General features: G+C 65.3%; 8 protein-coding genes. 4 read left to right on the top strand and 4 right to left on the bottom strand.

Features of this window, described 5'->3' with window-relative positions; genetic code table 11:
* Positions 1–248: 248 nt before the first annotated feature.
* The 4 genes from lysS to DSC91_RS38035 form a co-directional block, all read right to left on the bottom strand.
* The gene (lysS, locus tag DSC91_RS18845) at positions 249–1,790 is read right to left on the bottom strand and encodes a lysine--tRNA ligase (RefSeq protein ID WP_115780355.1); all 1,542 of its coding nucleotides are present in this window, start codon (positions 1,788–1,790) and stop codon (positions 249–251) included.
* A gap of 152 nt (positions 1,791–1,942) precedes the next feature.
* Positions 1,943–3,047, bottom strand: a protein-coding gene (gene prfB / locus DSC91_RS18840; RefSeq protein ID WP_106313460.1) for a peptide chain release factor 2 whose coding sequence is annotated in 2 segments (ribosomal slippage) — positions 1,943–2,965 and positions 2,967–3,047 — 1,104 coding nt in all. Because the reading frame shifts where the segments join, the coding sequence is not laid out codon by codon here.
* Between the two features lie 110 nt (positions 3,048–3,157).
* Complete coding sequence (recJ, locus tag DSC91_RS18835; RefSeq protein WP_115780354.1) at positions 3,158–4,864, bottom strand: single-stranded-DNA-specific exonuclease RecJ; 1,707 nt, start codon at positions 4,862–4,864, stop codon at positions 3,158–3,160.
* A gap of 40 nt (positions 4,865–4,904) precedes the next feature.
* Positions 4,905–6,170: a regulator gene (locus tag DSC91_RS38035; protein ID WP_115780353.1), complete on the bottom strand. Its 1,266-nt coding sequence runs from the start codon at positions 6,168–6,170 to the stop codon at positions 4,905–4,907.
* 436 nt (positions 6,171–6,606) lie between these two features.
* On the opposite strand from DSC91_RS38035, the gene DSC91_RS18825 reads away from it, so the two are divergent.
* The 4 genes from DSC91_RS18825 to DSC91_RS18810 all read left to right on the top strand — a co-directional run bounded on the left by DSC91_RS18825 (position 6,607) and on the right by DSC91_RS18810 (position 12,505).
* A complete protein-coding gene (locus DSC91_RS18825) occupies positions 6,607–7,860 on the top strand; it encodes a lipoprotein-releasing ABC transporter permease subunit (protein WP_115780352.1) in 1,254 nt (417 codons plus the stop codon).
* Positions 7,853–8,596: a lipoprotein-releasing ABC transporter ATP-binding protein LolD gene (lolD, locus tag DSC91_RS18820; RefSeq protein WP_115780351.1), complete on the top strand. Its 744-nt coding sequence runs from the start codon at positions 7,853–7,855 to the stop codon at positions 8,594–8,596. The genes DSC91_RS18825 and lolD overlap by 8 nt, the downstream gene beginning before the upstream one ends.
* Positions 8,597–8,643: 47 nt before the next feature.
* Complete coding sequence (locus DSC91_RS18815) at positions 8,644–9,432, top strand: TatD family hydrolase (protein ID WP_115780350.1); 789 nt, start codon at positions 8,644–8,646, stop codon at positions 9,430–9,432.
* A gap of 121 nt (positions 9,433–9,553) precedes the next feature.
* Positions 9,554–12,505, top strand: a complete 2,952-nt coding sequence (locus tag DSC91_RS18810) for a DNA internalization-related competence protein ComEC/Rec2 (protein WP_115780349.1) — start codon at positions 9,554–9,556, stop codon at positions 12,503–12,505.
* Positions 12,506–12,516 lie beyond the last annotated feature (11 nt).

The raw sequence follows: 12,516 nt of genomic DNA, 5'->3' as shown, positions 1-12,516 counted from the left end.
TCAATTTGTAACCATTTTCCGGCAATCATCTCGGCCCCTTCGCGTCAAAGCCGCGCGAAGCGCGGTGGCGCGCCTGATTTCTTGCGGGTCCTCAGCAGGCTGAGAAAACGATGGCCTGTCCGCCGATGCGCACCTTTTACCGATGGTTACAAACCGTCAGATTAAATCTGGCGGCGTCTTTCACGCGCCGCAAGAAAAAACGCCCGGCATCGAACCGGGCGTTTTTTCTCTTGCAAACCACGCAACGATCAGTCTTCGCGGCGCAGATGCGGGAACAGAATCACGTCACGAATGCTCGGGCTGTCGGTCAGCATCATCACCAGGCGGTCGATGCCGATGCCGCAACCGCCGGCCGGCGGCATGCCGTATTCCAGCGCGCGGATGTAGTCCGCGTCGTAGAACATCGCTTCTTCGTCGCCGGCGTCTTTCTGATCGACCTGCTTCTTGAAGCGGGCAGCCTGGTCTTCCGGATCGTTCAGCTCCGAGAAACCGTTGGCGATTTCACGGCCCGTGATGAACAGCTCGAAACGCTCGGTGATACCGTTGAACTTGTCCGACGCGCGCGCAAGCGGCGACACTTCGATCGGGTAGTCGATGATGAAAGTCGGCTCCCACAATTGCGACTCTGCGGTTTCCTCGAACAGCGCCAGTTGCAAGGCGCCCACGCCGGCGTTCAGGAACTGCGGCTGCGAGGCGTCGACGCCGAACTTCTTCAATTCCGTGCGCAGGAATGCGTCGTCGCCAAGTTGCGCGTCCGAGTATTGCGGCGCGTACTTCTGGATCGCCTGGTTGATCGTCAGGCGATGGAAGGGCGTGGCCAGATCGAGTTCACGACCCTGATAGGTGATCGTGGCGGTACCCAATGCGTCGATCGCCGCCTGGCGGATCAACTGCTCGGTGAAGTCCATGATCCACTTGTAATCGGTGTATGCCGCGTAGAACTCGATCATCGTGAATTCCGGATTGTGGCGCACCGACACGCCCTCATTGCGGAAATTACGGTTGATCTCGAATACACGTTCGAAGCCGCCGACCACGAGGCGCTTCAAATACAGTTCCGGCGCGATGCGCAGGAACATCTGCATGTCGAGCGCGTTGTGGTGCGTGGTGAACGGCTTGGCCGCCGCGCCGCCCGGAATCGGGTGCAGCATTGGCGTTTCGACTTCCATGAAGTCGGCATCCGCCATGAACTTGCGGATCGACGAAATCGCCCTGGTACGCGCGACGAAGGTCTTGCGCGTTTCCGGCGTGACGATCAGGTCGACGTAGCGTTGGCGGTACTTCATTTCCTGGTCGGCGAGACCATGGAACTTGTCCGGCAGCGGACGCAGCGACTTCGACAGCAAACGCAGTTCGGTGCAACGCACCGAGAGTTCGCCCTTGTTGGTGCGGAACAGCACGCCGCGCGCCGCGACGATGTCGCCCATGTCCCACTTCTTGAACGCGTCGTACGTTTCCTGACCGACGTCGGCGGGCGTGATGAAGAACTGGATCTGACCTGAACCGTCGCGCACGGTCGCAAAGCTTGCCTTGCCCATCACGCGCTTGAGCATCATGCGGCCGGCGATCGCGACTTCGAGCGGGTTGGCTTCGAGTGCGTCCTTGTCGGTCTCGGCGTACTGCGTTTGCAGAGCGTCGGCGTGATGCGTGGGGCGGAAATCGTTCGGATAGGCGACGCCTTGCTCACGCAGTTCGCGCAGCTTTTCGCGGCGTTCGGCCATGATCTTGTTGTCGTCCACCTCGGGCGCGACATTCTGCTGGGCCGCATTCGGCTGGGTCGGTTCGGTCATGATGGTTTGGTATTCGGTGGCCCGCACCCGAAGGGTCCGCATGCGGGTGGCCAGTCAGTAAAAAACCTCAGGCGGTGAAAAAATATGGCGAAATACGGCGAGGCACGGCAAGATCCGGCGCGGCGATGCTAGGCATGTCGCGCCGGTTGCGCTTAGACGCCTTGTTTCAGGCTGGCGCTGATGAACGGATCGAGGTCGCCGTCGAGCACGCTCTTGGTATTGCTGATTTCGACGTTGGTGCGCAGATCCTTGATACGGCTGTTATCCAGCACGTACGAGCGGATCTGGTGACCCCAGCCCACATCGGTCTTGCCGGCTTCGAGCTTGTCCTGCTCTTCCTGACGCTTGCGGATTTCCGCTTCATACAGGCGCGATTTCAGCATGGCCATGGCTTCGGCGCGGTTGCGGTGCTGCGAACGGTCGTTCTGGCACTGCACGACGATGCCCGACGGCATGTGCGTGATACGCACGGCCGAATCGGTCTTGTTGATGTGCTGACCGCCCGCGCCGGACGCGCGGTACGTGTCGATGCGCAGATCGGCCGGATTGATGTCGACTTCGATCGAATCGTCGATTTCCGGATACACGAACACCGACGAGAACGACGTGTGACGGCCGCCCGACGAATCGAACGGCGACTTGCGCACGAGGCGGTGCACGCCGGTTTCGGTGCGCAAGAAGCCGTACGCATATTCGCCTTCGATCTTGATCGTGGCGTTCTTGATGCCCGCGACGTCGCCGTCGGTCTGTTCCAGCACTTCGGTCTTGAAGCCCTTGCGCTCGCAGTAGCGCAGGTACTGGCGCAGCAGCATGGACGCCCAGTCGCACGCTTCGGTGCCGCCGGCGCCGGCCTGGATGTCGAGAAAGGCGTTGTTCGGGTCGGCCGGATTCGCGAACATCCGGCGAAATTCCATGTCGGCGACGCGTTGTTCGATGCCTTGCGCGTCCGATTCGCAGGCGAGAAGGGTTTCTTCGTCATCTTCTTCGCGGGCCATGTCGAACAGGTCCTGCGCGTCGCGCAGGTCGTTATCGAGCGACGTGAGTTTGCCGACGGTGTCGTCGAGCAGCTTCTTTTCCCGGCCGAGGGCCTGGGCGTGCTTCGAGTCGTTCCAGACGTCCGGGTCTTCGAGTTCCCGGTTGACTTCGATCAGACGTAATGCCTTGTCGTCGTAGTCAAAGATACCCCCGTAGCGAGTCCGCGCGCGTGCGCAGGTCCGCCAGAGAGGCTTCGATCGCGTTGAGACGTTCCGCTTCCATGTCGATCTTTTATAGCTTCGTAAAAAGGGGAAATTATAGCCGATCGGCACGCCGCGCCGGAGGCTCTTGAGCGATCCGGTGCGGGTTTGGGATTGATTTTGCGGTGATTTTCAGCTCGCCGCGTGCTCGACGATCAATTGCACTCGCGACACGCCGTTCCAGGTGTCGCTGGCCAACCGATATGCAACGGTGGTGCGCGCGGGCAGCGTGTCGGTGTGATTGAACCAGATCGCGTTGAAGCGCTGGCGGCCGCGCACCAGTTGCAGTTTCAGATGCTTGTCCTTCACCAGCGCCTGCGAGGCGATGTCGAATTCCCCGGAAAACACCGGTGCCGGAAAGCCCTGGCCCCAGACGGCGGCGTCGAGCATTTCGACGAATTGCGGCGTGAAATAGGCGTCCTCGAGTTCACCGTCGGTTTCGACCGTGCGCGAGAGCGCTTCTTCGGAGAGCCATTCGCGGCCGACCGCTTCGAACGCGGCGGTGAAGCGAGGCACGTCGGCGGCGGCGATCGTGAGGCCCGCGGCCATCGCGTGGCCGCCGAATTTGACGATCAGCCCCGGCTCGCGCTTCGAGATCAGATCGAGCGCGTCCCGCAGATGGAAGCCCGAGATCGAACGGCCCGAGCCTTTGACGAGCTGGCCGCTGTCGTCGGCGAGCGCGAACGTGAACGACGGCCGGTGGAATTTTTCCTTCAACCGGCCGGCGACGATGCCGATTACGCCCTGGTGCCAGCTCGGATTGAACAGCGTGATGGTGGTCGCGCCCTCAGGATTGATCGCGGAGAGGTCTTCGAGCGCCTGCTGCTGCATGCCGGCTTCGATTTCGCGGCGCTCGCGGTTCATCGTGTCGAGCTGCTGCGCGAGGTCCCAGGCGCGGCCGATGTCGTCGGTGGTCAGGCACTCGATGCCGAGCGACATGTCCGACAGGCGGCCGGCCGCGTTCAGGCGCGGCCCGAGCGCGAAGCCGAGGTCGAAGCCCGACGCGCTGCGGGCGTCGCGTGCGGCCGCCCGAAAGAGGGCGGCGATGCCCGGCTGCATCTTGCCTTTGCGAATCCGCTGCAGACCTTGCGCGACCAGCACGCGGTTGTTGCCGTCGAGTTTGACCACGTCGGCCACCGTGCCGAGCGCGACCAGATCGAGCAAGCCGTCCAGGCGCGGCTCGGGGACGTCGTCGCTGAAGGCGCCGCGGCGGCGCAATTCCGCGCGCAATGCCAGCAGCACATAAAACATCACGCCGACACCCGCCATGCACTTGCTCGGGAACGTACAGCCCGGCTGGTTCGGATTGACGATCGCGCGTGCCGCCGGGAGTTCGTCGCCGGGGAGGTGATGATCGGTGACCAGCACGTCGATGCCGAGCGCATTGGCCGCTTCCACGCCCTCGACGCTGGCGATGCCGTTATCGACCGTAATCAGCAGTTCCGGCTTGCCCGACGCGCTGCGGGCGGCCAGCGCGACGATCTCGGGCGTGAGGCCATAGCCGTACTCGAAGCGGTTCGGCACCAGGTAGTCGATCTGGCCGCCGAACATGCGCAGGCCGCGCACCGCGACCGCGCAGGCGGTGGCGCCGTCGCAGTCGTAGTCGGCGACCACCAGCATGCGGCGCTTGCGCTCGATGGCATCGGCGAGCAGCACGGCGGCGTCTTCGCAGCATTTGAGCCCGGCGGGCGGCACGAGCCGCGCCAGACCGGTTTCGATTTCGTCGGGCATGCACACGCCGCGCGCGGCGTACAGGCGTGCGAGCACCGGATGCAGGCCGTGGCGGGTGAGGACTTCGGCGTCGACGGGTGACGAGGCGCGCGTAACGATTCGAGTCATTCGGAAAGGCCGTGGATCATTCGAAGGGTCATTCGAAGAGTCATTCGATAAACAGCGAGGCGAACACGCGCCGTCGCCAGATTTTGCGCAGGTCGCCGCGCGTGACCGTGAGCGTCACCGAGCCGGTGTCGCCGCACAGCGTCAGGGCGAGTTCGTTTAACTGACCGGATTGCAGCGCTACTAGTGCGGGCTCGAACCAGTCGGTTTGCAAGGCGGCGAAGGCGTCGTTCCAGCGCGCCCAGTCCTGCTCGATGTAGGGTGCGGAGAAGGGATCGAGTTCGACCAGCGTGGCGCCACTGGCATTGGCATTAGCGTTGGCACCAGCACCAGCACCAGCACCAGCACCAGCACCAGCACCAGCACCAGCACCAGCACCAGCACCAGCACCAGCACCAGCGCTCGCGATTGCGATTGCGATTGCGGACGCGCCGCCAGGCATGTGCCCCGAACCGTTGCCTGAAACACCGGCCGCGGCGCGCGCCGCCATGAGTGCCGCGAAGGATGCCGGTGGCGCGCCCACTTCGACACCCGCCGTCATGGCGAGGCCACGCGTGGCCGCCGCGTCGGAGAACACCCGCGCGAACGGACTCCTGACCGGCTGCGCTGCGCCCTGGGCGTGAAACCAGATCGAGTTGACGGCCGGTAGCCCACGCGCCTCCCGCGCTTCATTGACGGGATGTTCGAACCACGCCATCTGCACTTCGTTCTGCAGCTTCATCCAGGCGCGTGACCGGTCGCCGGAATGGGCCTCGTGTGGCAGCCAGATTTCGATGTTGCGACCGCTTGCGCGCAAGGGCGATGCGCCTGCCAGCGTGCCGAAACCGTCGCCCGACAAATACCAGCGCGCGGGCTTCGGCGCTTCGATACGCACGCCGAGTTCCTCGATCAGCGGCCGGGCGACCGCCAGCAGCACGCTGGCTTCGTCGTCGGACAGTTCGAGCGAGGCCGGATCGATCAGCACCAGATGGTCGTGCGCGATGCGCACGTGCACCGGTTGCACGCAGGCCCACGTGGCGCTGCCGGGTTCGCCGCCGTCGGCGCGCAGCATGTACGGCGCGAGCGGGGCTTCGTCGGCGGCTGCCTTGCCGCCCGGCAGCGCGCCGAACTGGCGCGCCACCCAGCGCTCGTGCGGCAGCGTGCGCTGAAAATCCTCGCCGACCACCCGTTCGACCAGCGTCGCGCGGGCAATCAGCCGGTCGAGGGCCGGACTCTGGATGTCGTGCAGGGCGGTGGAGGCATCCGCTGCGGAGGGCAGCGCGAAGGGCAGGAGAAGATGAAGACGGTTGGCGTGCATGATGCTGCGCATTGTAGGGCAAAGAGTGCGAGTATTCAGACCATATCGGCGGATTCCGGCACCGCCTCGAGCCCCGCCGCCCAGCGCCGCCGGCAGGCGGTTTGCCTTCTTCGCGTGACCCATCGCCCAACGCCGCCGCCGGGCCAGTGCGTCTGTCGGGAGCCCCGCGTGCAAGGCCTTTGCGCGGGTTCGCGGCATTGTATGGCAAACTTCGCGCTTGATTGACGGCAGTGGCGGCGAGGACGGAGCGACGGCTTCGGTGACGCTCGGGGTGCCTGGAGAACAGGAGCGCCTCGGAGCGCATCGGAACGTCATACCGGAACCATCCGGGTTGCCGCGACACCAACGATCACGGCGCTCAGGCCGCATGACAGGTGCGGTAGCCGCAAGCTGCGCCATGCGCAGCAAAAGGCCAACGAGCAGACGAAGAACGCAGAAAAGGATTCGCTTGAAATTTCCCTACGAATGGCAGATTGGCTGGCGCTACACCCGCGCCGGCAAACGCACGACCGGTAATGGCTTCATTTCCTTCATCGCGCTCGTGTCGATGTCGGGCATCGCGCTCGGCGTCGCGGCGCTGATCGTCGTGTTGTCCGTGATGAACGGTTTCCAGAAAGAGGTGCGCGACCGGATGCTGTCGGTGCTGGCGCACGTCGAAATCTTTTCGCCGACCGGCTCGATGCCCAACTGGCAATTGACCGCCCAGGAGGCGCGCCAGAACAAGGAAGTGATCGGCGCGGCGCCGTATGTCGAGGCGCAGGCGCTGCTCACGCGCCAGGACGCTGTGAGCGGCGTGGCGCTGCGCGGCGTCGAACCGACGCTCGAGCCTGAAGTGTCCGACATCGGCAAGGAAATGAAGGGTGGCAAGCTGACCGACCTCGTGCCGGGCGACTTCGGCATCGTGCTGGGCGCGGACCTCGCCACCAATCTCGGCGTGGCGGTCAACGACAAGATCACGCTGGTCGCGCCCGAAGGCACCATCACGCCCGCCGGCATGCTGCCGCGGCTGAAACAGTTCACGGTGGTGGGCATCTTCGAGTCGGGGCATTACGAGTACGACAGCACGCTCGCGCTGATCAACATCAAGGACGCACAAGCGCTGTTCCGGCTACCCGCGCCGACCGGCGTGCGGCTGCGTCTGACCGACATGCAGCGGGCGCCGGAGGTCGCGCATCAGCTGGCGCGCAGCCTGTCCGGCGATTTGTATATTCGCGACTGGACCCAGCAGAACAAGACCTGGTTCTCGGCGGTGCAGATCGAAAAACGCATGATGTTCATCATCCTCACGCTGATCATCGCGGTGGCGGCGTTCAATCTGGTGTCGTCGCTGGTGATGACGGTGACCAACAAGCAGGCTGACATCGCGATTCTGCGCACGCTCGGCGCGCAGCCCGGCTCGATCATGAAGATATTCGTGGTGCAGGGCGTGACGATCGGCTTTATCGGCACGGCGACCGGCGTCGCGCTCGGCTGCCTGATTGCGTGGAGCATTCCGTGGCTCGTGCCGATGATCGAACATCTGCTTGGCGTGCAGTTCCTGCCGCCGTCCGTGTATTTCATCAGCGAACTGCCGTCCGAACTGATTCCCGCCGACGTGGCGCGGATCGGCATCATCGCGTTCGCGATGTCGGCGCTGGCAACGCTTTATCCGAGCTGGCGTGGTGCGAAGGTCCGTCCTGCGGAGGCACTGCGCTATGAATGACCGTTCCACCAGCTTATCCATGGCCTCTGAAGACACCGCGCTGCATCCCAACGTGCTGGAAGCAACCGGCATTTCGAAGTCGTTCGTGCAGGGCGGCCTCAATGTGCAGGTGCTCAACAACGCGCAACTGAGCGTGCGGCGCGGCGAAAAGCTGGCGATCGTCGGCGCGTCGGGATCGGGCAAGAGCACGCTGCTGCACGTGCTCGGCGGTCTCGACGATCCGAGCGCCGGGCATGTCTCGGTGATGGGCAAGCCGTTCACGAAGCTCTCCGAGCGCGAACGCAACGACCTGCGCAATCGCGCACTCGGTTTCGTGTACCAGTTCCACCATCTGCTGCCGGAATTCACGGCGCTCGACAACGTCGCCATGCCGCTGCGGATTCGCCGCATGACGACCGAGGCCGCGCGACGCGAAGCGCTCGCGGTGCTGGAGCGCGTCGGCATGGGGCATCGGGCGAAGCATCGTCCGGGCGAACTGTCGGGCGGCGAGCGTCAGCGTGTGGCGATCGCGCGGGCCCTGGTCACCAAGCCTGCTTGCGTGCTCGCCGACGAACCGACCGGCAATCTGGACGGCGGCACCGCCGACACCGTGTTCAACCTGATGCTCGAACTGTCGCAAACGCTCGACACCAGCTTCGTGATCGTCACGCACGATCCGGAACTGGCCGGACGTTGCGATCGGATCATGCGTTTGCGCGACGGCGTATTGCACGAAGAGCCGCCGGTGCCGGTTTAGTCGCCGCGCGGAACGTGAGCGATGCTCCGCAGCTAACGAGGCGCGCCATGTGGATCGATACGCACTGCCATCTCGACGCGTCCGAATTCAACGCCGATCGCGATGCAATTGCCAGCGCGGCGCGTCAAGCCGGCGTGGGGCGTATCGTGATTCCCGCGATCGGCCGCGAGAATTTCACGGTGGTGCGGGAACTCGCGCACCGCATCGACGGCGGCGCGTATGCGCTCGGCATCCACCCGCTCTTGACGCCGGGTGCAGAGGAGCGCGACCTCGACCTGATGCGCATGGAAATCGAGGCGAGTCTCGACGATCCGCTGTTCGTCGGCATTGGCGAAATCGGCCTCGATTATTTCGTCGAGGGTCTCGACGATGCGCGCCAGCAGTTCTTCTACAACGGCCAACTTCAACTGGCGCGCGAATTCGATCTGCCGGTGATTTGCCACGTGCGCAAATCGCAGGACCAGGTGATCAAAGGGCTGCGGCGGCATCAGATCCATCGCGGCATCGCACACGCGTTCAACGGTAGTTTCCAGCAGGCTCAGGCGTATATCGACCAGGGCTTGCATCTCGGTTTCGGCGGCAATCTGACCTTCGAGCGGGCGCGGCAAATTCGCCGGCTTGCCGGGCAATTGCCGTTCGATGCACTGGTCGTCGAGACCGACGCGCCGGACATCGCTCCTTCGTGGATCTACAAGCAGCGCAACGCGCCGGAGCAGATTCCGGCAATCGGTGCGGTGCTCGCGCAACTGCGCGGCATGACCGCCGACGAAGCCGCCCTAGGCACAACGGCTAACGCGCTCGCCGCGCTGCCGCGGCTCGCCCTTTCCTCTGCATAATTGAACGCGCTGGTTTGAGTGGTTCGCGCCGGGCGGAACACATGCCCGGCGGGCTTGCCGACGTCTGCTCGCTGTGCATTGCGCCGTCCGGCGGCGGCTGGGCGGAAGGCGCGGAGGGCGGATGCGGGCATGGTGGTGCGGGTTTGCGTTGGGTGTGATTGGGCTGCAGCGGCAGGCGGCGTTGCCGGATTGGGGTGGATGGTGTGCGCTCGTGCTGCTGGGGTGTATGGCGATTCTTGTGGCGGCGTGTGGGTTGCGCAGGGGCGCTTCTGGCGAATGGAGGGGCGGCTCTGCGGGTGAAGTGTGCAACGGCTTTTCTAGCGAAGGGCACGGCGGTTCTTTGGAGGAAGCGTGCGGCAACTCGACGGGCGAGGTGTGCTGCGACTCCTCGAGCGACGTGCGCAGTGGTCTTTCGGGTGGATCGCACTGCGCTGCTTCGGTGATCGCGGACCCGCGTGCGGCAGTTGCGAATTCGCGCGTGAGACGCGCCTGGTTCAGAGCGCGCTTGCGTTCGTGTGTCGGTTGGGGCGCGCTGTGGATCGCGGCCTTATGCGTGGGCTTTGGCTACGCCGCCTGGCGTGCGGAAACGCGGCTCGCAGTGAGTTTGCCGAGTGCCTGGGAAGGGCGCGACATCGACATTGCCGGCAGTATCAAGGGTCTGCCGTCACGCGACGACAAAGGCGCGCGCTTCCTCTTCGAAGTCGAGTCGGCGGATGCGCCGATCGCCGCGTTTCCACGCGTGATTCAACTCTCGTGGATCGCAGAAGATGCGCCGCCGCCGCTGCTCGAACCGGGTGCACGCTGGCGCCTGACCGTGCGGCTCAAGCGCCCGCACGGCAATGCGAACTTCGGCGTGCGCGATGCCGAAGCAAGCTTGCTGGCGCGCAATGTCCGCGCCACCGGCTATGTGAGCGCACCGGCTCACGCCATGCCGTTGCCCGGTCAAGCGCGTGGCGTGGGCGTGACGGTCGATCGCTGGCGCGCCGCGCTGCGTGCGCGCATCGACACGGTGCTCGCCGACGCGCCACATCGTGGGATCGTGGTGGCGCTCGCCATCGGCGCGCAGGACGAAGTCAGCGCGGCCGACTGGCTGTTGATGCGCGGCACGGGCACCAGTCATCTGGTGGCGATTTCGGGCTTGCATATTGGTTTTGTCGCGGGTCTCGCGGCGTGGCTCGCCGGCGCGATGTGGCGGCGCTCGGGTTTCATTGGCCGCAACTGGCCGTTGCTGCTGCCCGCACAGGTCGTCGCGGTGACGGGTGGCGCCTTGTTCGCCGGGCTGCATGCCGCATTGGCCGGATTCAATGTGCCGGCGCAGCGCGCGTTGTGGATGGCGGGCGTGGTGGCGCTCGCGTTTATTGGCGGGCGCAACGTCGCGCGATCGGTGGTGCTCGCGTGGGCGTTGGGGCTGGTGCTCCTGATCGATCCGTGGGCGGTCGTGTCGGCGGGGTTCTGGCTGTCGTTCTGCGCGGTGGCCGCGATTCTGTTCGCGATGTCGGGACGGCCTCGTGTGCAGGAGCATGAGCAGCGTCGCGATGAAGAGGGAGAGGGTGGCGTGACGCCGACAAGGCTTTCGCGCCTGTGGTCCGGCTTGCGCCGTCGCGTTCGCACCTTCGGTGAGCGTCTGCGCAGCGCCGCACATGTGCAGTTCGCGGTGACCGTCGCGCTCGCACCGCTCACCGTCTACTGGTTCGCGCAAATTCCACTGATCGGCCCGCTCGCGAATGCCTTTGCGATTCCGTGGGTGAGCCTGCTGGTGACACCGGCGGTATTGGCGGGCGTCGCGTTGCCCGCACCATTCGATGCCTACGCTTTTCGCGCCGCGCACAGCTTGCTCGACCTGCTCGCCGCGGGCCTGCAGATGCTGTCCGGCCCGGCATGGACACTCTGGCGATTGCCGCAGCCGGACGCGTGGACGCTCGCCGCGGCCGCGGTCGGGGTGGTCTGGTGCCTGGCGCCGCGTGGCTGGCCGCTGCGCTGGGCCGCGCCGCTGACCTGGCTGCCGCTGCTGATGCCGGCGCCGTCCGGGCCGCCGCATGGCAGCTTCCGTCTGACGGCGCTGGATATCGGTCAAGGCACCTCGGTGCTGGTCGAAACCGCGCACCACGCGCTGCTGTTCGACGCCGGACCGGGGCCTGAATCGACCCATGCGGGCGAGCGGGTTGTCGTGCCGTTTTTGCAGTCGCACGGCGTCACGGCGCTCGATACGCTGATCGTCAGCCACGCCGACTCCGACCACTCCGGCGGCGCGCCGGCTGTACTGGACGCGATCGCGGTGCGTCAGATGGTGGCGGCATTGGCGCCCGCCAATCCGCTGTGGTCGAACGCAAGGCAACGCGGGGCGGATACGCTGCCCTGCGCGGCGGGGCAGCGCTGGCAATGGGACGGTGTCGAGTTCGCGATGCTCTGGCCGGATGCCGGGCCGCTGCAAGGCAAGCCGAATGCGCATTGCTGTGTGTTGAGGGTGAGTACGTTGCCAGTCGCGGTGGGGACGCCGGGCGTGGCGAATGCGTCGGCAGCGGCGAGCATGACGCTTTCAGAAGGCGGCTGGCCCGCGCGGAGCATGCCGGCAGCAAAGGCTCAAACAGCGGCTCAAACAGCGGCTCAAACGGCGTCCATGCGCATGACGGCCTTGCTGGCGGCCGACATCGAAGCGCCGGTCGAACGCGTCCTGCTCGCGCGCGATCGCGACGCGTTGCGCGCCCAGGTGCTGGTCGTGCCGCATCACGGGAGCAAGACCTCGTCGACTGAGCCGTTCCTCGACTCTATCGACCCGCTCGTCGCGCTATTTCAGGTAGGCTATCGCAACCGGTTTCATCATCCGAACGCGGGTGTGTTCGAGCGTTACGAGGCACGGCACATCGAGCTTGCCCGCAGCGATGCGGACGGCGCGGTGCGGGTCGACGTCAGCCCGGCATTCAGCGCAGACGCCGGCTCAGGCCTCGATCGGAATGCCGGGCCGGACGGAAGCCCGGGCGTCAGCGCCGCCGGAACGAGCGCGGCCCTGGACGGCGCCGCACTGACGCTCGAGCGCTATCGCGACACGCAGCACCGCTACTGGATGGATCGCTGATGGATTGTCGG

The organism is Paraburkholderia caffeinilytica (assembly GCF_003368325.1).
Lineage (GTDB): Bacteria > Pseudomonadota > Gammaproteobacteria > Burkholderiales > Burkholderiaceae > Paraburkholderia > Paraburkholderia caffeinilytica.
This window is presented reverse-complemented; position numbering and strand designations above follow the sequence as displayed.